This is a genomic window from Pseudomonas phoenicis (genome assembly GCF_047302395.1).
In the GTDB taxonomy this organism is placed as follows: Bacteria; Pseudomonadota; Gammaproteobacteria; order Pseudomonadales; family Pseudomonadaceae; genus Aquipseudomonas.
This window is the reverse complement of the sequence record NZ_CP154852.1, coordinates 4,340,154-4,362,948: the sequence shown is the minus strand read 5'-3', so window position 1 is coordinate 4,362,948 and position 22,795 is coordinate 4,340,154. Positions and strand designations below refer to the sequence as shown.

Here is a 22,795-nt window from a genome sequence, read left to right as displayed (position 1 = left end):
TCAGCTGGCGTTGCGCAGGGTGCAGTAGGGGACGAAAGCGTCCATTTCCGCCTCGACCGATTCGATGATCCATTCGACGTCGGCCGGGGCCATGATCGCCGCGCAGGGGATGCCAGCGATGGCCATGAGGGTTTCGCCACTGGCGCGGTCGAACAAACGCACGATCATGCTGTTCGGCGCATCCATGCTGGCCTCGAAGCCCAGCGGGTGGAAATGCCAGCGCATCATTTGGCAAGCGTTGGGAAACGTCATCTTGTTCATGCCAGCCTCCGTATTCAGGTGAACCGGTGATGGGGCATCTTTGGGCGCGCCCTTGTGGGAATCATTACCTTAGCAGTCATGTCGAAGAAGGTTCCGCCCGATTGGTGATTATTTGATGACGGTGCGCGTTCGGTCACACCTCGGTCGATGGCTGGCGACGGCGAGTTAGAGCGGTGAGAAGGGAATTTACAAATGTTGGTGCGCCAGCTTTCATCGGACCAACGGTCGGCTGATCGCGCTGGTGCCTTATCCGGACGGGTTTGGCGTCGGGTTCGAAGGTGTGCGACGAATGGGTTACCATGCTCCGCTGTATCGCCGGCCGCGCCACACCCTGCATGCGGTGGCCTGGCTTGCCTGCCGCGAACCGGACGCGCCGGCTGAATCACCTGCGCTCACGACGGCCTCACGCCGCCTGCGCCCCGCAACAGGATTCGCGCTTTGTCTGACTTTCTGCAAAACCCTCTGCTGCAATACCTGACCCGCCTGGCACCGTCCAGCCAGCAGACCATGCGCTATGTGCTGCAAGACGCTGCAGACCGGCTCGGCTTCGAAGACCAGGACATCACCGAGGTGCCCTGGCAGCGTCTGGAACCGGGGCACATCATCGGTCTGGTGGCAGCGCTGCGCGCCGATGGCTACGCGCCCAACTCCTCTTCGCTCTACGTCAACGCCATACGCGGTGTGATGAACGAGGCCTGGCGCCAGGGTGTGATAGACCACGAGCACCTGCTGCGCATCCGCGAGGTCAAACCGGACAACGGCACGCGCCTGCCACCGGGGCGTAACCTGCGCCGCAGCCTGATTCGCGAACTGATGGAGATCTGCGCCGCCGACCCGCGGCCACAAGGCGTACGCGACGCGGCGATCATCGCCTTGCTCTACGGTACGGGCATGCGCAAGTCCGAGTCGGTGGATATCGATCTCGATCAGGTGGACTTCAAGGAGCGCAGCTTGCGCGTGCGCGGCAAGGGCAACCGTCAGTTGCTCAAATATGCGCCGCCCTGGGCGTTCGAGAAGTTGCAGGCCTGGCTCGAGCTGCGGCGGGCGCAACTGCCGGTAGGGGTGGCGGACGACGGTTTTCTGTTCAACCGGATTCGCCGTGGCAATCACATCACGCGCGCGCGCATCACCAAACACGCCATCTATTACATCGCGCGCCAGCGGGGGGCACAGGTCGGTATCAAGATCATGCCCCACGATTTTCGTCGGGCCTTCATCACACGAGTGATCGAAGAGCATGATCTGTCGATTGCGCAGAAATTGGCGCACCACGCCAACATCCAGACCACGGCCGCTTACGACCGCAGGGACGACAACGAACGGCGCAGGGCAGTGGATCGCTTCGACTACTGACCAGCGCCGTGTGCCACTCAGGGCTGCTGGGTGGCCCCAGGGGTCATGGTAGCGCCGCCGGCGTCGGTGCCTGCGCCGGTGCCCATCCCAGGCAAGCTTTTGTCATCGGCGGGATTGGTCAGGGTACGCTGATCCTCGCCTGGCAGGCGCTGATCGTCGCCCGGCAAACGTGGATCGGTGTCACGTGGCATCGGCTTTTCCACCGGATTGAGCGTGCTGTCCACACCTGGAGTCGGTGCGGGGTTATGCGGATCGTCAGGGAACGTGGTGCCCGTACCCGCGCCAGCGGCAGCGAATGTCAACGGCGAGACGAGCAGGGCGGCTAACAGCAGGGATCGTTTCATGTGGGCGCACTCCAGCAGTGATCGGGAGGGCCGCCGCCCCACCCGCCGGACGCGGGAGTGGACGCGTCGGGCAGGCGGGGCGATGGCCTCTAGGGCTTTTGGCCATCAGCCCTGGAGGATGGTGCGACCTGCCCGATCAACGGTCACACGACCGTCGACAGCGCCATGATGAAGATGATGCCGACCACCGACAGCAGCGTTTCCATCATCGTCCAGGTCTTCAGGGTCTCGGTCACGGTCATGTTGAAGTACTGCTTGACCAGCCAGAAGCCTGCGTCGTTGACGTGTGAAAGGATCAGCGAGCCGGCGCCGGTGGCCAGCACCAGTAATTCACGGTTGACGCCGGGGATCAGATCCACGACCGGGGCCACGATGCCGGCACCGGTGATGGTCGCCACGGTTGCCGAACCGGTCGCCACACGAATCACCGCCGCCACCAGCCAGGCCAGCAGGATTGGCGAAATTTCCGCCTGCACTGCCATCTGCCCGATCACGTTGCCCACGCCGGTATCGACCAGCATCTGCTTGAAGCCGCCGCCCGCACCGACGATCAGCACGATGGCCGCAGTGGGCGCCAGGCTCTGGTCGAGCATCTTCATGATCTGCTGGCGCGAGAAGCCGCGCGCCGAGCCGAAGGTGTAGAAGGCCAGCAGCAGGGCGGCGAGCAGAGCGGTGATGGGGTGGCCGATCAGGTCGAGCCATTGGCGCACGATGTGCTCTGCGGGCAGCACCACATCGGCGAAGGTCTTGAGCAGCATCAGCGCCACCGGCAGCAGCACCGTGACCAAGGTGACGGTGAAGCTTGGCAGTTCGCGGGCCTGCGATTCGCGGGCGATCTGGTCCATCAGCTCTTGGGACGGCGTACCGGGGATGTAGCGCGAGATGAAGGTGCCGAACAGCGGGCCGGCGATCACCGCAGTGGGCAGTGCCACCAGCAGGCCATAGAAGATGGTCTTGCCGATGTCGGCCTTGAAGATGCCGATGGCCAGCAGCGGACCCGGGTGCGGCGGCACCAGCCCATGCACCACCGACAGGCCGGCCAGCAACGGGATGCCGATTTTCACCAACGATACCCCGGTGCGGCGCGCGACGATGAACACCAGTGGGATCAGCAGCACGAAGCCGATTTCGAAGAACAGCGGGATGCCCACCAGGAAGGCCGAGAACATCATGGCCCAGTGCACGTTGCGCTTGCCGAACGCGCGGATCAGCGTCTGCGCGATCTGGTCGGCCCCGCCCGAGTCGGCCATCAGCTTGCCGAGCATGGTGCCCAGCGCCAGCACGATGCCGACGAAGCCCAGCACGCCGCCAAAGCCGTCCTGGAAGGATTTCATCACTTTGGCCACCGGCATGCCGGAGGTCAGGCCGAGAAAGCCTGCGGCCAGGGTCAGCGCGACGAAGGGGTGAACCTTGAAATGGGTGATCAGCACGATCAGCCCGACGATGGTGACCAGTGCATCGAGCAGCAGGAAGGTATCAGTAGCCATTCCGAACATGGGAGTAAGCCTCGTTTTTATCGTTGTTGTGTCTGCGGGCCGCGTTTTCTAACGAAACAGGGTTGCTTCAGACAGCGCTGTCTTCGGTGAGCCGGGAGCACAGCCTTCAGGCCGTGCGGGCCAGGCCCGACTCACCGGGGTGCTTTAGCCAGGCGTCGACCTGTTCGGCCAGGGCGACGATGGGGCGGGTGGCATCGAGGGTCAGGGTCAGCGCCTCGCCGGTGGGCGATTCCAGCGCGGCGAACTGGCTGTCGATCAGACTGGCCGGCATGAAGTGGCCGGGGCGGGCCAGCACACGCTTCTCCGCTTCCGAGGGCGTCAGTTCGAGAAACACGAAGCCCAGAGCCGGCACGGCCTCGCGCAGGGTTTCCCGATAGCGCCGCTTGAGCGCCGAACAGGTCAGCACAGGGCGCTCGCCTGCGGCGATGGCCGCTTGCAGCTCTTGGCCCAGACGCACCAGCCAACCGGCGCGGTCGGCATCATCCAAAGCGATACCGGCACTCATCTTGCGGATATTCTCGGCAGGGTGAAACGCGTCGCCTTCGATCAGGCGGCCGCCACTGGTGGCGACGATGGCAGAGCCGATGCAGCTTTTGCCGCAACCGGCCACACCCATGACGACGAGGGCAGACAGGGAAGGGTTCATCAGTACCTCCTGCGGGGCAAGACAGCGCTGTCTTGAAGTTGGCCTGAGCCAGCGGCGCGTGACTTTCCCGGGTTTTATTGATCTTGTGCTGAACGCAGTATGGACGCTCAGGCAATGTCGGCCAGCAAGGATACGTTGCCTGGGGCGTGAGACAGCGCTACCTTAGTGACCGTTCCCAGCCCATGCAAGTAGTAAAAAATTACAAATCTCATGACTCGCTCTGGCTCGCGCACTACAGGTCGTCCCACCCTCGCCGAAGTGGCCCGGCTTTCCGGCGTTTCCCCGATCACCGCCTCCCGTGCACTGCGTGGCGTGGCCACGGTCGCGCCGGAGCTGGCCGACAGGGTGCGCACGGCGGCCACCACCCTGGGCTACGTCGCCAATTCCGCCGCCCGGGCGTTGGCCTCGGCCCGCAGCCATTCGGTGGTGGTGCTGATTCCGTCGCTGTCCAATCAGCTGTTCATCGACACCCTGGAAGCGATCCATGCCGTCATGCGCCCGCGCGGCCTGGAGGTGCTGATCGGCAACTACCACTATGACAGCGCCGAAGAAGAGAACCTGATCCGCAACTACCTGGCCTACCAGCCATGCGGCATGTTGCTGACCGGCTTCGACCGCAGCGAGGCGTCCTTGCACATGCTCGCTGCAAGCGCCATACCCTGCGTGCACATGATGGAATTGGGCGGGCAGGCCAGTGACCTTGCGGTAGGCTTCTCGCAATTCGAGGCCGGACGCGCCGCCGCACGGCATTTGCTGGAGCGTGGCCGCCGCCGGCTCGGCTTCATCGCCGCGCAACTCGACCCACGGGTGATGCAGCGGGCCGAAGGCTTTCGTCAGGGCCTGCGGGAGGCTGGCCTGAGCGCGCCGGAGCTGGAGCTGCTGGTGCCCGAACCTTCTTCCATCGCGCTGGGCGGCGCCTTGTTCAGCCAGATGCTGGCGCGTGCCGGCGACGTCGATGGCCTGTTCTTCTGCAACGACGACCTGGCCCAAGGCGCCATCCTGCAAGCCCTGCGCGAAGGTGTGGCGGTGCCGCAACGGGTGGCCATGGTCGGTTTCAACGACCTGCCGGCCTCGGCCCACATGGTTCCGCGCCTGACCTCGATCCGCACCCCGCGCGCGGCGGTAGGTCGCGCGGCGGCTCAGGCCCTGCTCGCGCGACTCGACGGCAAGCCGGTGGCGACGCCGCAACACGACTTGGGCTTCGAGTTGATGGTGCGCGAAAGCACCTGAACCTGTTGAGGCGCGATGGCCGTACGCCTGGCAAGGTCGATGCGGCGGGGCAGTTTGGTGGCAAAGCGCAATGCATCCGCCGCCACATCGAGCCAGGGGTCCGGCACAACGCTGCACACGGCGGTGCGCTCAGAGCTTGAAACGAACCCGGATCGTGCTCAGCCCGGTGGAGTTGTCCAGGCTGATGGCATCCTCGCCATAGCGCGAATAGCTCTTGACCATTCGCATGCCAAGCCCGGTCCCGCTCGGCTTGGGGTACTGCTCCGGGAAGCCGTCGCCCTCGTCGGACACTACGATCAAGGCGTCCTGCGCCTGGCGCACGACCTCGACGGTGGTTGTGCCACGCCCGTATTTCAATGCGTTGGTCACCAGCTCCGAGACCACCAGCCCGAGCGGCGCCACGCGTTCGGCGGGCAGCAGAAAGTCTTCCACCGCCCATTCGATGGCGGGCTCACCGAAGGCGGCTTTCATGTCGGTGAGCAATGCGCTCAGGTACTTGCGGGCGCTGACATCTTCGCCCTGGACATCCAGACACAGATGCTCGTGTACGGTAGCGATGGTCTGCACACGGCTGGCGGCGATGCGAAGTTGGGCCTTGACGGTGTCTTCCGTGGACAGGTTGGCTTGCAACAACAGCAAGGTGTTGACCAGGTGCAGGCTGTTCTTGACCCGATGGTGGGTTTCTTCCAAATGCAGACCGTGCTCGGTCAGTTGGGTGTTCTGCGCCTCGACCAGGGCCGTCAGACGCCGCTCCTGCTCATGGCGTTCGGTGATGTCCCGCGAAACGGCGATGATCTTTTCGATCTGGCCGCCGCGGCCGAGGATAGGCGCGGCGGTGACGTCCCACCACTTCGGTTCGCCCTTGGCCGTGGGGCAGCACGACTCGAATCGCACCGAATCGCCCTGGCTGACCTGGGTCAGGGCTTGTTCGATGGCCGCTTTCGCACTGTCCGGCCACAGCTCGACCCAGTGCTTGCCGGCGACATCGCGCATGTCGTCGATCTGCATTCGGCACAAGCCGGCTTCGTTGAAGAACTCGATCTCACCCTCGCGCGACAGAATCTTCACACAGTCGGGGCTGGCGTTGAGCACCGTCTCCGAGTAAGCGTGAGGGCTGTGGCGTTCGAGCTGCGCGGCCAGCCGCTCGGTGGCCATGGAGATGATGTTGGCCAGCCCTTCGAGGAACACCACGTCGCTGTCTATGAAGTCGTCACCGTCGCGGCTGTCGACCTCGAGCACGCCGAACGTGGACGCAGTACCGCGCACCGGAACGTTGATCGCCCGCTCGATGCCGTACTCGCGCAACAGCGACGGCGTCCTGAACCTCAGCTCCTGGCCCAGGTGGTTGGAGATGACCGGGCGGTTGTTGGTGAAGGCGTAGCCTGCCGGGCTGGCATCGTCTGCGCCCACGGTGGCCGTGCCGATATCCTCGGGCGACCAGCCCACACCGTGGGTCAGGCGAAACAGCGCCGTCTCGGCGCAAGGTTGCAGGACCTTGGCGAAGGGCGTGTCCATGCCTCGAGCAGCCGTGGCGCAGGCCTCGGTCAGCAGCTCGTCGAGGCAGCCCATTTTCAGCGACTCTACGGCAAAAGCCACCACCAGTTCGTGCTGTTTGCGCAGGCGGTTGTGCGAAATCTGCAGCGCGGCGCGGATGACTTCGTCAGGTGACAGGTGAGGCATTGAAGTGTCCAGCGTTGGCAGATGGATAGGGCGGTACACAAGCGACCAGAGCAGCGCATGCGATTTGGTGCGAGTCGGGTCAGGGGCTAGAACGCGGTGCAATTTACACGGATCGCGTCGATAGGAGTAGCTATCGTCTACGCAACTGGCCGGGTACGTCGAAATAAGCGGACCTGGTTTCGCTCCATCGACCTCGGCCAATGCTCGCCCTGGGTGAGAACTGCCCGATGAAGTTGGCAAATACTGTGCAGTGGCTGGGACCGTAGCGGTCAGAGCGTGGCCCGGGCCACGAAGCGGGCACCGTGGTCATGCAGATCCAGCGGGGTACGCGCGATGTGGCAGAGGCGATCGACCGGATCAGCTCGACGCCTCAGTCGCATCGAGTTCATGGGTGAGTTCGCTTGCGAGCATTTCCAGGCAGGCTTGCAGCGCCTGGCGAGCGGCCTCGAGGGGCTCGCCGGTGGCGCAGGCCCGTTCCAGCGCTTCGCAGTGCTCGACCACCGCTTTGACCTTGAGCATCTTGGCGCCGCCCTTGATTCGATGCACCAGGGCCTGCACCGCCTCGGCAGTGGGTGCCGAACCCAGCTCGCACAGTGCCTGCAAATCTTCGGCATTGCTGTGGGCGAGCTGTTCGAGCAGCCGGCGCACCAGCTGTTCGTCGCCCTGGGTCAGGTGCAGCAGGCTGTTCAGGTCGAAGCCGCTGCCCGGGGTGGGTAGCGTCCGCGGCTGCCTGCTCCGGGTGGGCAGGTGGGCCTTGAGCGTGCGCAACCCAACCGGTTTGAACAGGCAGTCGTCCATGCCATTTTGCAGGCAGCGCTGGCGCTCTTCGACCTGGGCGTTGGCCGTGATGCCGAGGATGACGCACGCCGGCCGCTGCCCTTGGCGCTCCAGCTCGCGGATACGCTGAGCCAGGGCATGGCCGTCCATCATCGGCATGCTGCAGTCGGTGATGACCAGATCGAAGGTATGGGCCTGCCAGAGTGCGAGTGCCGCCACTCCGTGCTCGGCCAGCATCACCCGATGGCCCAAGGCGGTGAGTTGCTTGTCCATCAGCAGCAAGTTGGCGGGGTAGTCGTCGACCACCAGAATGTCGAGCGAGCAGGCAGGGGTCGGTGTGTCGTGACCGGTCGGCTGGGCCGGCGCCACCGCTTGCGCACTGGGCAGATCGAGGAGGACGCTGACACGGGTGCCAACGCTTTCCACGCTTTGCAGCTCCAGTTCGCCGCCCATCAGATGGCACAACGTGCGGCTGATCACCAACCCCAGGCCGGCGCCCTGTCGCGCTTGCCCGCTGTCGAGCTGGGTGAAGGCGGTGAACAGCCGATTCTGGTCGGCGGCACTGATGCCCACGCCACTGTCCTGCACCTGCAGCTCGACGGACAGGCTGTCGCTGGTCGTCGAGCGGGTCACGCGCAGCGAAACCACGATCTTGCCGTGATCGGTGAATTTGATGGCGTTGCTCAGCAGATTGGACAGCACCTGACGAAAACGAACCGCATCGATCAGTACCCAAGCCGGTTCGCTGGGCAACTGCAACTGAACCTCCAGCCCCTTGATCCGCGCATTGCCTTCGAATACGCGTACGGTGGCGCGCACGTTCTCCAACAGGTCCACCGCTGCCGGATGCAACGTCAGGTGACCGGCTTCGACTCGGGAAATGTCGAGGATGTCGCCGATCAGTTCGAGCAGGCCGACGGCCGAGTCGTGCGCGGTTTTGAGCGACACGATATCGCAGTGGCCGCTTCGGCTGTCTTCGAGGGCCAGTTCGAGCAGGCCGATCACTGCGTTCATGGGGGTACGGATCTCGTGGCTCATGGTGGCCAGGAAGGTGCTTTTCGCTTGGCTGGCCTGTTCGGCGTCGTTCTTCGCCTGGCTGAGCTGTTCCAGCAGGCTTCGGCTCAACGCCAATTGCGCTTGCAGCGCTTGCTGCGCTTCGGTGCGCTGGTGGATCAGCTTGCGCAAGTAGGTGTTCCAGAACACGACGCCGGCCAACAGCACCAGGGAAAAGACTGCCAGTTGCAGCATGAGCGTGCGGTAATTGCGCCAAGGGCTGTCGCTCGCCACTGCGTTGACGCGCCAGCGGTTGATCAGCTGCTCCAACTCGTCGGGTGGAATGCTCAGCAATGCCTTGTCGAGGATGTTTTGCAGCAGTGGCAATTGCGGTGCCACACCGAATGCGGCCACGGCAGGCGCTTCGTCCAGCACCGAAGTGATTTTCAGGACGTCCTTGAACACATGGTTGATGTAATAGGTGGCGTTGACCTGGGAGCTGAAGGCCACATCGGCGTCGCCGTTGGCGACGGCCTCCATCATGCGCAGTGGGTTGGCGACTTCGACGAAGCGCAGATGGGGGTAGCGGGCGTGCAAGTCTTCACGCATGGGCGATCCTGCCAGCAGGGCGACGCGCTGGCGGTCAAGCAGACCGATACTGAGTGCCGGCTGGTCGCTACGGGTGATCAGCACTCGGGGGCTGACCAGGTAAGGCCGGGTGAAGCGCAGGCGTGAGGCCCGTTCGCTACCGTAGCCCAGCGCACCGACCAGCTCGGCATCGCCGCGTACCACTTGGTCGACCATCTCCTGCACCGAATCGCTGCGCACGATCTGGAAGCGCAAGCCCGTACGCAGGCTGATCTGTTCGAGCAAGTCGACGGTCGCACCGCGCGGTTGCTGGTCGTCGTCGGTGAAGGTCAAGGGCGCCAGGCTTTCGGTGACCAGCACCCGCACCGTAGGATGCTGGGCGATCCAGCGGCGCTCTTCGCTGGTCAGCGCATCGAGGTCGCGCTCAAGCAGAATGCTGGTGTTGCCGCTGGTCCAGCGCCGCAGAATGTTCAGCCGCTCACTGTTGTACACACGCTCGAGCGCCTGATCGACCAGGCGTTTGAGGCGCGGATTGTCGCGGCGCAGAGCGAAGGCGAAGGTACCGACCGGTTGATCGACGAACTGGTCGATCTTCAGTTGCCCCGGATAGCTCATGCCGATCAGGTAGTCGGTGCTGATGGCATCGCCCAGGTAGACATCGGCCTGATTCAGGGCCACTGCAGCCAACCCGGCCAGGGTCGAGCGGTACAGGCTCAATTGCGCCTTGGGGTAAAGGCGCTGCACGATGGCGGTAGGCAGGTAGTGATCCACGGTGGCCAGGCGCAGGCCGGTCAGGTCGTCATCCCTGCGCAGACGCCGGCCCGACTGGGTGACGATGACCGGGAAGTCGTCTGCGTAGGATTGGCTGAGGGTCAGATCGGCATCGTCGGCCTCGAAGGCGTTGGAGCTGCCGAGCAAGTCGATCTGCCCATCGCGCAGCGCCCGGATCGCTTCGGTACGGGTCGCGAAGCGCCGCACCTCGATGGGAACGCCCAACTGCTCGCCGATCAGCCCGGCGTAGTCAGCGCTCAAGCCTTCATAGTCGTGTTGACTGGTATTGATCTCGAACGGTGGGTAGTCCGGTGTCGAACTTCCCACCAGCAAAGCCTTGCGACGCTCCAACCAGCCTCGATCCTGGTCGTCGAGGCGCATGGGCGGCAAGGCGCTCTGCGAGCGGGCGAGCAATTGGCGGGGCTGGCTGTCGACCTGGGAGAAGGCGTTGGCCGAAAGGGCCAACAGCCCGGTCAATAGCAGCGTTGGCAGCATCGGCTTCATTCCTGATTCAGTTCACATTGTTTCGTTTGGCCAGATCGACCATTTCCACCAGCGATTCGGTTTTGAGCTTGTCCATGATGCGCCCGCGGTAGGTGCTGATGGTCTTGGCGCTGAGGTTCATTTTCTCACCGATGGCCTTGTTGCTTTCTCCCCGGGTAAGCCGGCGCAGCACTTCGACCTCGCGGTTCGACAAGCTGCCCAGGCGGGTGGCCTCGCTTTCCAGAGAGCTGCTGTTGACCGACATCTGGGGAAACGTCGAATAGCCCTTGATCATGGCCTTGAGCGCAAAGACCAGGGCATCGAGGTCTTCATCCTTGTTGACGAAAGCCGAGATGCCAGCATCCAGGCAGCGTCGCACGTAGAGGTCGGCCGGCTGACCGGTGAGGACCATGATCTTCGGCGCAGGCTCCATCAACTGCAAGCGCTTGATCACCTCCATGCCGTCCAGACGTGGCAAGGCGATGTCGAGGATTACCACGTCGGGCGACAGCTTGCGGGCCATTTCGACCGCCTGGATGCCGTCGCTCGCAGCACCAAGCATGTTGAACTTCTGGTTTTCCAGCAACATGCTGACGGCGAACCGGATAGCCGCGTGGTCATCGACTACGAGAACGCTGGTCATGGGGAAACTCCTATCAGAAATGTGGTCCGTTTCCTGAAATCACCCAGGAACACGCCGCTACTTCAGCGGAGGACGCGCACCATACGTTGAATCGAATGGCTTGATAACGGTCGGGGCTGAAGTGTTGAAAAAGGAAGACAATTCTGAGGAAATTTCCTACAAACTCTTCGGATGACCCCAGTTTAGGCCATCCCTTTGCGATTGCACTGCTGTCTGTGCCAGCGCTTGCTGGCCTGTTTCAGGGGCGATACAGATGGGCGTGGCTGGCGCGGTACAACGCCGACTCCGCGAAGGGTGTGTCGCCCAGGACGTAGCCGACCAGGATCAACGCCGTGCGCCGAAAGCCCTTGGTCTGGACCTGCCCTGAAATGTCGTCCAACGTGCCCAGCACCCAGTCCTGGTCCGGCCAGCTGGCACGGTGCACGACGGCGACCGGGCACTGGCCGCCGTAGTGCGGCCTAAGCTCGTCGACGATGCGCGACAGGTGCTTGATGCCCAGATGGATGGCCAGCGTACAACCGTGCCGGGCGAGGTCGGCCAAGCGCTCACCTTCGGGCATGGGCGAACTGTCGCCGTAGCGGGTGAGGATCACGGTCTGCGCTACCCCGGGCAGGGTCAGCTCGCAGCCGAGCAGCGCCGCGCTGGCTGCGGTGGCAGTGACCCCGGGGATGATCTGGTAGGGCACACCATGGGCACGCAACTGGGCGATCTGCTCGCCTATGGCGCCGTACAGGCTGGGGTCACCACTGTGTACGCGGGCCACATCCTGGCCCTGGCGGTGGGCGTCGAGCATGGCCTCGACGATCTGCTGCAGGTGCAGTTCGGCGCTGTTGAGCAGCGTGACGGCCCGATGGCCGGCCAGCACGGCCTCGGGGACCAGGGAGCCGGCATAGATGATCACCGGGCACTGGCGGATCAGGCGTTGGCCCTTGACCGTGATCAGCTCCGGATCGCCAGGGCCGGAGCCGATGAAATAGACCGTCATGAAACGTCCTTGCAGGGAGAGGGGCCGCGATTATCCCCGCCAAGCCAGCGCAAGGGTAGCCGGGCCCGACACTTGCCGCGTCACACGCAACGCGCAGCGACCTTCCATCCGGCGTGCGGCAGCCAGTGCCGTACTCTCGGCCACGCCCCAACAGCCAGTGTGGCTGAAGGCGATGGCCGAGCGGTGACTGAGCAAGGGTTGCAGACCGTCCAGACTGGCGACGTCGAAGACCAGCAGCGGCACGCCCAGCTGCTCGGCCAATGCCAACAGGCCCGGCTCCCGGGCCTTGCCGGCGATGCTGGCCAGGGCCCGTATAGCGCTTAGGGGCAGGCCGTGGCGCTCCAGGGTTCGCGACAGCAACGCCGACAACTGCCGGGTATCGCAGCCCTTGCGGCAGCCGATCCCGGCATACAGCGCCGGGGAATCAGGCATGTTCGGCGCGGCGGTACAACCATGCGCTGAGCAGGCCCAAGGCCACCCAGAAGGCCGCATTGGTCAACAAGGAGGCGAGCTTGAACTGCGCCGCCAACGCTTCAGGGGCCAGGCTTTCGTGGATCGCAGGTTGTGGGGCGCCGATCAGGTGCGGCACGACCAGCAGCATGGCGCCGAGCAGCTTGAACGTCCAGGAGCGGCTGAATGCCAGCAGTGCCAGGCCACAGGCCGTGGCGGCTGCGGTGCCGATCCACCAGGTCTGCCGCTGGGCCAGGTCAGCCGCGGCCGTGCCGGGCAGTTCGGGCGGCAGGCCCAAAGTGGGCGCCAGGCAGAACACCGCGAAGCCGGCCAGACCCCACAGCGCGCCGCTGGCGACGCGGTTGGGTTGGCGCAGGCTGTACAGCGCCGCCAGCAGCAAGGCAAAGCCCACGGCCACGACCAGGTTGCCGCCGGTGGTAGCCAGTACGCGTTGCCAGCCGTCCTCGGGCGACCACGCCTCAGGCGCATGCTCATGGGCGGCAGCGCCCTCGGCATGGCTGTGCGCCTGGGCAGCGGGCGCTGCGCTCTCGTAGGTTTCGGCCTGGAGGATCAACGGGCCGACCCACAAACTTTGCAGCAGGGTCAGCAACAGCGCGGCGAGCAAGCCGCTGAAGCCCGCGGTACGGGCGATGCGAGTGAGCATGCCGGCGTCCTCAGTGGCAGGGGAAGGCTGCGCTGTGGCGCGTGTCGTGCGCGGCGTTGTGTACCGCATCGATGTGCGAGAAGCCGGCGAAATACACCAGGCTCAGACCCAGCAGGCCTGCGCCGATGGCGACGACCAGACGTTGACTGAGCGTAGTGGAGGGGCTGATGGCGGGTTTGCTGCTGACGATCGGCATGACGAGTTCCTCGGCTGGGAATCGGCAGGTCACGCACGGTCGCCCCAGCGCGGACACGCCAAGTGCAGGCAACAGCGCCCGCCCACCGCGGGGGTTGATCGAGACGCCAGGCCGGTCTCCGGGCTCGCGAGCGGGAGCGTGACTCCCCAGACTGCGCGTCGACCTTCCCACGTGGCTGGCGCCGACGCAGTGGTGTTGCAGACGCATGGCTCGCTTACCGTTGCGGGGGCAGCACCGGCATTGCCTGGCCTGCTGTTGCAGACCGCGACGCACCGGTTTCCCGTTTCACCCCGTGAGGGGCACCTGACGCAAGGGCGCTAGCAAAGCATGGGGCGTATTTCCCGTCAATTGTCAGCCCCTCGGCGGCAGCGGTTGACCCCGCGCGGGGCACTGCGTAGCCTTGCCGTTTCGAGGTTCTCAGGGGGCATGCTTTCCTCGCCCACTGAGCTAAGACGGGAACGCGGTAGAGCCGCGGCTGCCCCCGCAACTGTAAGCATCCCAGCCGATCGGCACAGCCACTGCGCGCACGCGGGAAGGCGCCATCGGTACGGCCCGCAGGCCAGGGTGCGAGCCAGGAGACCTGCCTCGGTACGCTTTCGACATCAACCGGGCGGGGTGATCCGGTGGCGAGCACGCCTGGCCGACTCGGCTGCGGGCGGTCGTCCCGCATGCCCGCGCCGTCTGCCAAGGGCACTGAGACATGAAAACACTGGCCAAGCTTCCCGTCACCATCGTCACCGGCTTCCTCGGCTCGGGCAAGACCACCTTGCTCCGGCACATGCTGGACAACGCCCAAGGCCGCCGCATCGCGATCATCGTCAACGAGTTCGGCGAGCTGGGCATCGACGGCGACCTGCTCAAGCAGTGCAGCATCGGCTGCACGGAAGAAGAGGCGGTGGGACGGGTCTTCGAGCTGGCCAACGGCTGCCTGTGCTGCACGGTGCAGGAAGAGTTCTTCCCGGTGATGCGCGAACTGGTGGCGCGCCGCGGCGACCTGGACCACATCCTCATCGAAACCAGCGGCCTGGCCCTGCCCAAACCCCTGGTGCAAGCCTTCCAGTGGCCCGAAATCCGCAACGCCTGCACGGTCGATGCGGTGATCACCGTGGTCGACAGCCCGGCGGTCGCGGCCGGCACCTTCGCCGCCTATCCCGACCAGGTCGATGCCCAGCGCAAGCTCGACCCCAACCTCGACCACGAATCGCCCCTGCACGAGCTGTTCGCCGACCAATTGGCCAGCGCCGACCTGGTGGTGCTGAACAAAGCCGACCTGATCGATGCCGAAGGCCTGGCCCGCGTACGCGCCGAAGTGCAGGAAGAATTGCCGCCGGCGGTCAAGGTCATCGAAGCCAGCAGCGGCCGTCTGCCGCTGGACGTGCTGATCGGCGTGGGCGCCGAGTCCGAAGCGCACATCGACGGCCGCCGCACCCATCACGACTCGCACCATGACGATGATGGCGAACACGACGACCACGACCATGACGCCTTCGACTCCATCTCCCTGGAATTGCCGGAAGCCGACGAGCGCCTGCTGCTCGAGGCCTTGGCGCAACTGGTGGCCGAGCACGGCATCCTGCGCATCAAAGGCTTCGCCGCCATTCCCGGCAAACCCATGCGCCTGCTCATCCAAGGCGTGGGCAGCCGCTTCGACAAGCACTTCGACCGCCCGTGGCGCGCCGACGAAGCCCGCATCACCCGCTTGGTGCTGATCGGCCAGGACCTCGACGCCGAACAGCTCGGCGCGCGCCTGCGCCAAGCCCTGGGCGCCTGATCGATGCACCTGCTGCGCACCCAGCCCGGCGGCTTCGTGCCGGACGACAGCATCGCCGACCTCGGCCAGACCCCGGCCGAGCTGGTGATCCTGTGCAGCGGCGACTCGCATCTGGCGCTGTTGGCCGATACCCTCGAACACCTGCCGGCCGACTTCCCCAGCGTGCGCCTGGCCAACCCCATGCAGGTACAGAACCACGCCTCGGTCGACCTGTACGTCGACGAGGTGCTGCGCCACGCCAAGGTCGTCCTGCTGTCGCTGCACGGGGGCGTGGGTTACTGGCGTTACGGTATCGAACAGTTGGTGCAACTGGCCGAGCGCGGCGTCGAGCTGATCCTGGTGCCGGGTGACGACCGCCCCGATCCCGAGCTGACCGATCTGGGTAGCGTACGCGACGCCCGCGCCGAGCGGCTCTGGCACTACCTGCGCCAGGGCGGCAAGGCCAACGCCGTGAACCTGTTCAACTGCCTGGCCAGCACCTGGTTGGACCGCGACTACCCCTGGCAGGAACCGCAGCCCCTGCCGCGCACCAGCGTCTACCACCCCCAGGTGGCCGGCGCCACGTTGCAGGACTGGTATGCGCAGTGGCAACCGCAATGGCCGGTGGCGCCGCTGCTGTTCTACCGCTCGCACTTGCAGGCGGCCAACACCGCGTTTCTCGATGTGTTCTGCGAGCGCCTGCAAGCGGCTGGCCTCAACCCGCTGCCCATCGCGGTCGCCAGCCTCAAGGAACCGGAGTGTCTGGCCCAGGTGCAGAACTGGATGGACGAAGTCGGCGCCGAGGTGGTCATCAACACCACCGGCTTCGCCCTGTCCAGCCCGGAACGGCCCAACCTGCGCCCGTTGCGGCGCGACGTGCCGGTACTGCAAGCGATCTGCGCCCAGGACAACCAGCCGGCCTGGGAAGCCAACGAGCAAGGCCTGGGCGCCCGCGACCTGGCCATGCACATCGTCCTGCCCGAACTGGACGGGCGCATCATCACCCGTCCGATCAGCTTCAAGGACCTGGCTTGGCGCAGCGAGCGCAGCCAGGCCGATGTGGTCTGCTACCGGGCGCATCCCGAGCGCATGGACTTCGTCGCCGAGCTGGCCCGCCGCTGGGTGGCCCTGGCGCGCCTGCCCAACGCGCAGAAGCGCATCGCCCTGGTGCTGGCGAACTACCCGACCCGCGACGGCCGCATCGGCAACGGCGTAGGGCTGGACACGCCAGGCGCGGCGCTCAACATCCTGCAAACCCTGGCCGACCAGGGCTATCCGGTGGATGCGCTGCCCGAGACCGGCACTGCGTTGATCCAAACGCTGCTGGGCGGCGTGACCAACGACCTCGAGCACCTGGACCAGCGCCCCTGCGCTCAGAGCCTTAGCCTGGAGGACTACCGGCAGGCCTTCGCCCGTCTGCCGGCGAGCAACCGTCAGGCGGTGCTGGAACGCTGGGGCCCGCCCGAGCAGGACCCGATGTGCCGCGCCGGACGCATGATGGTCGCCGGTCTGCGCTTGGGCCTGACCTTCGTCGGCATCCAGCCGGCCCGGGGCTACCAGCTCGATCCCAGCGCGGTCTACCACGATCCCGATCTGGTGCCGCCGCACGGTTACCTCGCGTTCTACTTCTGGCTGCGCCATGCCTATGGCGCCGACGCGCTGATCCATGTCGGCAAGCACGGCAACCTGGAGTGGCTGCCGGGCAAGGGCGTAGGGCTGTCGGCCGAGTGCTGGCCAGATGCGCTGCTCGGGCCGATGCCCAACGTCTACCCCTTCATCGTCAACGACCCGGGCGAGGGCGCCCAGGCCAAGCGCCGTACCCAGGCGGTGATCATCGACCACCTGATGCCGCCGCTGACCCGTGCCGAAACCTACGGCCCGCTGCGCCATCTCGAGCGCCTGGCCGACGAGTACTACGAAGCGCAACTGCTCGATCCGCGTCGCGCCCGCGAGTTGCAGCGCGAGATTCTCGAGCTGGTCAAAGCCAACCACATCGACCGCGAGCTGCAGCTCGAAGGTCAACTGGACGACGCGGCCCTGTGGCTGCCGCGTCTGGACACCTACCTGTGCGACCTCAAGGAATCGCAGATCCGTGACGGCCTGCACGTATTCGGCCAATCGCCCGAGGGCCGTTTGCGCCGCGATACCCTGCTGGCGCTGCTGCGCGTGGAACGCGGTGACGGCCAAGGAGCCAACGCCAGCCTGCTGCGGACCTTGGCCAAGGCCCTGGCACTGGGCTTCGATCCGTTGGACTGCGACCTCGGCGAGCCTTGGCAAGGCGTAAAACCCCCGTGCTTGCTAGAGGTCGACGACAGCCTGTGGCGTACCCATGGCGATACCCGCGAACGTCTGGAACTGCATGCCCTGGCGCTGATCGAGGCGACCATGGCTGGCACCTTGGCCCTGCCGGCCGAACCTGCCTGGCAGCCGGTGCACGCCGTGCTGGAAGGTCTGCTGACACACATAGCGCCAGCGCTGGATGGCTGTGGCGAGGCCGAGCTGCAAGGCCTGCTGGCCGCCCTGAGCGGGCGTTTCGTGCCCGCAGGGCCCAGCGGTGCGCCGAGCCGCGGGCGCCTGGATGTGCTGCCCACCGGGCGCAATTTCTACACCGTGGACGTGCGCAACCTGCCCACCACCACGGCCTGGCGCCTGGGCTTCGCCTCGGCCAGCCTGCTGCTCGAACGGCACCTGCAGGACCACGGCGACCACCTGCGCCAGCTCGGCCTGTCGGTGTGGGGCACGGCGACCATGCGCACCGGCGGCGACGACATCGCCCAGGCCATGGCCCTGATGGGCGTGCGCCCGGTATGGGCCAGCGGCTCGCAGCGGGTGGACGACTTCGAGATCCTGCCGGTCAGCGTGCTCGACCGCCCTCGGGTGGACGTGACCCTGCGCGTATCGGGCTTTTTCCGCGACGCCTTCGGCAACCTCATCCGCCTGTTCGATGCCGCCGTGCAGGCCGTCGCCGCCCTGGACGAACCTGACGACTTGAACCCTCTGGCCGCGCGCGTACGCGCCGAGCGCAGTGCGCTGCTGGCCGAGGGCATGGCCCCGGAGCAAGCCGCCCGCGAAGCCGGCTGGAGGGTATTCGGCGCCAAGCCCGGCGCCTATGGCGCTGGGGTGCAGAACGCCATCGACGGGCGTCTGTGGCAGAGCCGCGAGGACCTCGCCCAGGTCTACCTCAACCACGGCAGCTACGCCTACGGCGGCCAGGACGAAGGCACCCCGGCGCGTGCGCAGTTCGCCCAGCGTCTGAGCCAGGTGCAGGCCGTGGTGCAGAACCGGGACAACCACGAGCACGACCTGCTCGATTCCAACGACTACTACCAGTTCCAGGGCGGCATGCTGGCCGCTGCGGAAACCCTGGCACAAGCTCAGGTGGCGAGCTACCACGGCGACCATAGCCAGGTCGACCGACCACGCATCCGCACGCTCAAGGAAGAGCTCAACCGCGTGGTCCGCGCGCGCGCGCTCAACCCCAAGTGGATCGACGGGGTGAAGCGGCACGGCTACAAAGGCGCCTTCGAGATGGCCGCGACGGTGGACAACCTGTTCGCCTTCGATGCCACCACGCACCTGATCGACGACCATCATTACCAATCCCTGGCCGACGCCTACGTGCTCGATCCGGCCACCCGCGATTTCATGCGCGAACACAATCCCGAAGCCCTGCGCGACCTCACCGAACGTCTGCTCGAAGCGCAGCAACGCGGCCTGTGGCAAGCACCGGGCGAGTACCGCGAAGCCCTCGAATCCCATTTGCTCGAAGGCGAGGAAGATGCCTGACATGACCGAACCCGTGCAGTTCCCGCTGGCCGCCGTGGTCGGCGCCGACGACCTGAAGCTGGCGCTATGCCTGACCGCCATCGACCCGCAGATCGGTGGCGTGCTGATCGAAGGCCCGCGCGGCATGGCCAAGAGCACCTTGGCCCGGGGCCTGGCGACGTTGCTCGACGACGGCCCCTTCGTCACCTTGCCCCTGGGCGCCAGCGAAGAGCGCCTGGTCGGCACCCTCGACCTGGATGCCGCTTTGGGCCAGGGCAAAGCGCAGTTCTCTCCCGGCGTATTGGCACGGGCCGATGGCGGGGTGTTGTACGTCGACGAAGTCAACCTGTTGCCCGACGCCTTGGTGGACCTGCTGCTGGACGTGGCCGCCAGCGGCGTCAACCAGGTCGAGCGCGACGGGATTTCCCACCGCCACGCGGCACGCTTCGTTCTGATCGGCACCATGAACCCGGAAGAGGGTGAGTTGCGCCCGCAACTGCTCGACCGTTTCGGCTTGAACGTACTGCTCGACGGCTCGCCCGCGCCCGAGGCACGTCAGCAGATCATCCGCCGCCGCCTGGCGTTCGACGCCGACCCGCAAGGTTTCAGTGCTCAGTGGCAAGCGGCGCAGACGCAGTTGCGCGAGCGCTGCCAGGCTGCCCGGACGGCATTGGCGCAGATCGAGCTGGACGACGCGTCGCTGGCCAGCATCGCCGCCCAGTGCTTCGCTGCGGGCGTGGACGGCCTGCGCGCCGATCTGGTCTGGCTGCGCGCGGCCCGTGCCCACGCCGCTTGGCGTGGCGCCCGTCAGATCGCCGAAGAGGATATCCAGGCGGTGGCCGAATTTGCCCTGCGTCACCGACGCCGGCAACCGGCGCCCGAGCAGGCGGCGGGCACACCGCCGCCGCCTGCCGGCCAGGCCAGCGAGCCGCAGGCCGGACGCGGCGATTGGGGCGCGCTGCCGCCGCAGGCCGTGAGCGGCGGCGCTCGGCGCGAGGTGCCGAACTGGGCAAAAAAGCCCTGAGCATCCGCACGCGTGCCGCCACTGCGACGGATGCTCGACCTCGACCGGGGCGCTTGGTCGGCGTGCCCCGAGGCAAGGCGCGTAGTGCCGGTGAGGGCCGTGTGGCCTGGGTGTCCACCTTGCTCAAAGGCCGGCCCAGGCAGCGTCGCGATCTGTGCTGGCAGCAGCGCCAGGCCCACGGCCCGGAGCTGTGGCTGGTGATCGTCGACGCCTCGGGCTCGACCCGTCGCCATGGCGCCCTGGCCGGGTGCAAAGGGTTGCTGGCACAGATGTTCGACCAAGCCTATCGGCAACGCGCGCGGCTTACCCTGCTGACCGCCAGTGGCCGCGAGCCGCGCTGGCAGCGCCATGGCCTGAAGGCCTCGGCCGCCTTGCAGCCTTGGTTGCAGGCGCTCGGCGCCGGTGGTGGCACGCCGTTGCTGGCGGCGCTGGCGCAAGCCCGCGAGTGGCTGGTCGCACGCGCACGCCAACATCCGGCCGAAGTGCAGCGCTGCTTCGTCTTCACCGACGGCCGTTTGCAACGCTGGCAGCCCTTGGCACCGCTGCCGTGTGCCAGCGTGCTGGTGGACATCGAACGGGCGCCGGTGCGGCTGGGGCGGGCGCGGCAGTTGGCCGACGAGCTGGCGGCCGAGTATTGGCATTTGGATGCTTTGCGGCGGATCGAATGATGTGCTCTGGTCGAAAGAGGCGTTTGTCCCCTGCAGTACGAGACGCGTCAGGGGCTTGGCCTCGATCGGAATTGGGCTGGGTCAGGAAGGATGTACTCTGATGCCCTTCAGTTGAGCAATCGGGGCCGCCTGGCGACCTGGCGCGGCTGATCCTGGCGCCGAACCGATCGTTCCAGACAGGGTTCAAGCCATTTTTTTGGAACGACCGGTTCGGCGCTCTGATCAGCCGAGATGTCCACAAAGCAGCCCCAAGAAACAACCTCAACGCCCATCACCAAGGAATTTCCGATGCAAGGCAAGGCCCGCAAGATCGTCCAGGCCATCCTCTACGAAGTGATTGCCGTGGCCTGCGTAGCGCCGGCCCTGGCGCTCATGTTCGACGCCGGCATGGCCCATTCCACCGTACTGTCGCTGTTGATGTCGGGCATCGCCTTGAGCTGGAACATGGCCTTCAACTGGGCGTTCGAGCGCTGGGAAGCTGGCCGCGTCCAGCGTCGGCGCACGCTGTGGCGACGTTTTCTGCATGCGCTCGGTTTCGAAGGGGGGTTGGTGCTATTGCTGTTGCCCTTGGTGGCGTTCTGGCTGGAAATCAGCCTGTGGCAAGCGCTGCTGACCAACCTGGCGCTGTTCGCCTTCTTCTTCGTCTACGCGTTCGTGTTCCAGTGGGCCTTCGACAAGGTGTTCGATGTGCCGCTGTCGGCGCAGCAGGGAGAGTGTCGAGGGTGAGCGGCCAAGGGCAGGGCGCACCGTCGGCGCCCTGTACAAAGGATCATCGGGCGCGCAGGCGTGCCATGTTCAAGGCGTCCGCATAGACACCGTCACGCACGGCGTAGTCACGCAACCGACCTTCCACCTCGAAGCCGAACTTTCGGTACAAGGCCAACGCCGGTTCGTTGTCGGCGAATACCGTCAGTTCCACACGTCGCAGGTTCATCCAGTCATCGGCGACAGACAGCGCCGTCTGCAACAACAGCGATCCGATCCCTCGCCCATGCCAGGCCGCAGCCACACTCATGCCCAAGCTGCCGACATGGCTTTGGCGGATGCGCGGTGACTGCTCCAGGCTGATGTTGCCGATGACTTCGCCCTGGTGCAGCGCCACCAGTTGCAGACGCCGTTCACTGCTCGCCGCCAACCGTTGGCGCCAAAGTTCGGTGGACTGGTAGGGCATTTGTAGCACTTGTCGGCAAACGGCGGGCTCGTGGTACAGCGCGGTCACGCCGGGGAGGTGGGTTTCGCTAAGGGGGACGATGTCGATGCGGGGGGTGTCGCTGTTCACAGGCTCATCCTTGTGGTCATGTCCAACGGGGATGCTAGGGTCTGTACGAAAAGTCTTGAGACGCCGGCCAGGCAAGGCGGAAACAGGCGAAAAAGCGGAGCGTACTGTAGTACGTGAGCATTTTGAGTCTGTTTTCAACGCAGCATGGCCAAGTATCAAGGCTTTTCGTACAGACCCTAGGGGCTTGGCCAGGTCCGACGGCTCGCTGACCTTGGCCAGGGCAACCTACCATGGCAGACGCTGTCGATTGGTAGCTTCTTCTCTCAACTGCCTTGAACGGTGCCTATGCAGCCCATCACTGCCAAAAACCTCGCCCTCGATCTCGACAACCTGTGCGGCCCAGATACGTTCCTCTGGCTGGTGGCCGCTTTTCTGATCGGCAAGCGTATCCGCGCCCCGGTAGCTGTTGCGGCCTATCGGCAGCTGGTGCAGCGGCAGGGTTTGGATTCCCCGGCTAAGTTCGTGGCGTGCAGTCACGCAACCTTGGTGCGCTCACTCGGTGAGGCAGGCTATAGACGCTATGACGAATCGACCGCTCGACGCCTGCAGGCTTTGGCGCGAAAGTTCGCAGCGCAGATGCCCCACCAACATGCAGACTTGCTGGCTGGGAAGACCACGCAGGCAGACTTCGAACGATGGCTGCTCGAGTTCGAGGGTATCGGTCCGAAAACGGTCGAGATCTTCATGCGTGAAGCACAAGGGTTGTTCGCGCTTTCCAAAGGGAACTGACCTGCGCGAACGCTGGTTCG

20 protein-coding genes and 2 riboswitches are annotated in these 22,795 nt (G+C 65.5%); of the genes, 8 read left to right on the top strand and 12 right to left on the bottom strand.

The annotated features are described in order from the left end of the window. Positions 1–261, bottom strand: a complete 261-nt coding sequence (locus AA0Z93_RS19805; RefSeq protein ID WP_296268260.1) for a DUF1652 domain-containing protein — start codon at positions 259–261, stop codon at positions 1–3. A gap of 438 nt (positions 262–699) precedes the next feature. On the opposite strand from AA0Z93_RS19805, the gene xerC reads away from it, so the two are divergent. Then, positions 700–1,614, top strand: a complete 915-nt coding sequence (gene xerC / locus AA0Z93_RS19800; protein ID WP_413047289.1) for a tyrosine recombinase XerC — start codon at positions 700–702, stop codon at positions 1,612–1,614. A gap of 17 nt (positions 1,615–1,631) precedes the next feature. On the opposite strand, the gene AA0Z93_RS19795 is transcribed toward xerC, so the two are convergent. The 3 genes from AA0Z93_RS19795 to AA0Z93_RS19785 all read right to left on the bottom strand — a co-directional run bounded on the left by AA0Z93_RS19795 (position 1,632) and on the right by AA0Z93_RS19785 (position 4,100). After that, a complete protein-coding gene (locus AA0Z93_RS19795) occupies positions 1,632–1,958 on the bottom strand; it encodes a hypothetical protein (RefSeq protein ID WP_413047290.1) in 327 nt (108 codons plus the stop codon). A gap of 143 nt (positions 1,959–2,101) precedes the next feature. Beyond that, the gene (locus AA0Z93_RS19790; RefSeq protein WP_413047291.1) at positions 2,102–3,454 is read right to left on the bottom strand and encodes a GntP family permease; all 1,353 of its coding nucleotides are present in this window, start codon (positions 3,452–3,454) and stop codon (positions 2,102–2,104) included. Positions 3,455–3,560: 106 nt separating this feature from the next. After that, positions 3,561–4,100: a gluconokinase gene (locus AA0Z93_RS19785; protein ID WP_413047292.1), complete on the bottom strand. Its 540-nt coding sequence runs from the start codon at positions 4,098–4,100 to the stop codon at positions 3,561–3,563. Between the two features lie 210 nt (positions 4,101–4,310). Between AA0Z93_RS19785 and AA0Z93_RS19780 the strand changes: the two genes are divergently transcribed. Continuing rightward, the gene (locus tag AA0Z93_RS19780) at positions 4,311–5,330 is read left to right on the top strand and encodes a LacI family DNA-binding transcriptional regulator (protein WP_413047293.1); all 1,020 of its coding nucleotides are present in this window, start codon (positions 4,311–4,313) and stop codon (positions 5,328–5,330) included. A 129-nt stretch (positions 5,331–5,459) separates the two neighbouring features. On the opposite strand, the gene AA0Z93_RS19775 is transcribed toward AA0Z93_RS19780, so the two are convergent. The 7 genes from AA0Z93_RS19775 to AA0Z93_RS19745 form a co-directional block, all read right to left on the bottom strand. Further along, on the bottom strand, positions 5,460–7,010 hold the full coding sequence (locus AA0Z93_RS19775; protein WP_413047294.1) for a sensor histidine kinase: 1,551 nt from the start codon (positions 7,008–7,010) through the stop codon (positions 5,460–5,462). A gap of 357 nt (positions 7,011–7,367) precedes the next feature. After that, positions 7,368–10,643 (bottom strand): transporter substrate-binding domain-containing protein, encoded by a 3,276-nt coding sequence (locus AA0Z93_RS19770; protein WP_413047295.1) that lies wholly within the window; start codon positions 10,641–10,643, stop codon positions 7,368–7,370. A 7-nt stretch (positions 10,644–10,650) separates the two neighbouring features. Continuing rightward, positions 10,651–11,265 (bottom strand): response regulator, encoded by a 615-nt coding sequence (locus AA0Z93_RS19765; protein WP_413047296.1) that lies wholly within the window; start codon positions 11,263–11,265, stop codon positions 10,651–10,653. Between the two features lie 238 nt (positions 11,266–11,503). Next, positions 11,504–12,250, bottom strand: coding sequence for a precorrin-4 C(11)-methyltransferase (gene cobM, locus AA0Z93_RS19760; RefSeq protein WP_413047297.1), 747 nt, complete (start codon positions 12,248–12,250; stop codon positions 11,504–11,506). Between the two features lie 30 nt (positions 12,251–12,280). Continuing rightward, entirely contained in the window at positions 12,281–12,682 is a 402-nt protein-coding gene (locus AA0Z93_RS19755) for a cobalamin biosynthesis protein (protein ID WP_413047298.1), read from the bottom strand. Continuing rightward, positions 12,675–13,364 carry a CbtA family protein gene (locus AA0Z93_RS19750; RefSeq protein ID WP_413047299.1) on the bottom strand — a complete coding sequence of 230 codons (690 nt, stop codon included), beginning with the start codon at positions 13,362–13,364 and terminating at the stop codon, positions 12,675–12,677. Before AA0Z93_RS19750 ends, AA0Z93_RS19755 begins: the two co-directional genes overlap by 8 nt. Positions 13,365–13,374: 10 nt before the next feature. Continuing rightward, the gene (locus AA0Z93_RS19745; RefSeq protein WP_413047300.1) at positions 13,375–13,560 is read right to left on the bottom strand and encodes a CbtB domain-containing protein; all 186 of its coding nucleotides are present in this window, start codon (positions 13,558–13,560) and stop codon (positions 13,375–13,377) included. 91 nt (positions 13,561–13,651) lie between these two features. Then, positions 13,652–13,882: riboswitch (cobalamin riboswitch) on the bottom strand. Between the two features lie 72 nt (positions 13,883–13,954). Then, positions 13,955–14,163, top strand: a riboswitch (cobalamin riboswitch). A gap of 97 nt (positions 14,164–14,260) precedes the next feature. On the opposite strand from AA0Z93_RS19745, the gene cobW reads away from it, so the two are divergent. From cobW to AA0Z93_RS19720, 5 genes are all read left to right on the top strand, one after another. Next, positions 14,261–15,331 (top strand): cobalamin biosynthesis protein CobW, encoded by a 1,071-nt coding sequence (cobW, locus tag AA0Z93_RS19740; protein WP_413047301.1) that lies wholly within the window; start codon positions 14,261–14,263, stop codon positions 15,329–15,331. 3 nt (positions 15,332–15,334) lie between these two features. Next, positions 15,335–19,096 (top strand): cobaltochelatase subunit CobN, encoded by a 3,762-nt coding sequence (gene cobN / locus AA0Z93_RS19735; RefSeq protein WP_413047302.1) that lies wholly within the window; start codon positions 15,335–15,337, stop codon positions 19,094–19,096. A gap of 1 nt (position 19,097) precedes the next feature. After that, on the top strand, positions 19,098–20,099 hold the full coding sequence (locus AA0Z93_RS19730; RefSeq protein ID WP_413047303.1) for an ATP-binding protein: 1,002 nt from the start codon (positions 19,098–19,100) through the stop codon (positions 20,097–20,099). A gap of 62 nt (positions 20,100–20,161) precedes the next feature. Continuing rightward, a complete protein-coding gene (locus tag AA0Z93_RS19725; RefSeq protein ID WP_413047304.1) occupies positions 20,162–20,767 on the top strand; it encodes a vWA domain-containing protein in 606 nt (201 codons plus the stop codon). Positions 20,768–21,055: 288 nt separating this feature from the next. Further along, complete coding sequence (locus tag AA0Z93_RS19720; protein WP_413047305.1) at positions 21,056–21,493, top strand: PACE efflux transporter; 438 nt, start codon at positions 21,056–21,058, stop codon at positions 21,491–21,493. 43 nt (positions 21,494–21,536) lie between these two features. On the opposite strand, the gene AA0Z93_RS19715 is transcribed toward AA0Z93_RS19720, so the two are convergent. Continuing rightward, on the bottom strand, positions 21,537–22,046 hold the full coding sequence (locus tag AA0Z93_RS19715; RefSeq protein WP_413047306.1) for a GNAT family N-acetyltransferase: 510 nt from the start codon (positions 22,044–22,046) through the stop codon (positions 21,537–21,539). A 285-nt stretch (positions 22,047–22,331) separates the two neighbouring features. Between AA0Z93_RS19715 and AA0Z93_RS19710 the strand changes: the two genes are divergently transcribed. Then, positions 22,332–22,775, top strand: a complete 444-nt coding sequence (locus tag AA0Z93_RS19710; RefSeq protein WP_413047307.1) for a DNA methylase — start codon at positions 22,332–22,334, stop codon at positions 22,773–22,775. Positions 22,776–22,795 lie beyond the last annotated feature (20 nt).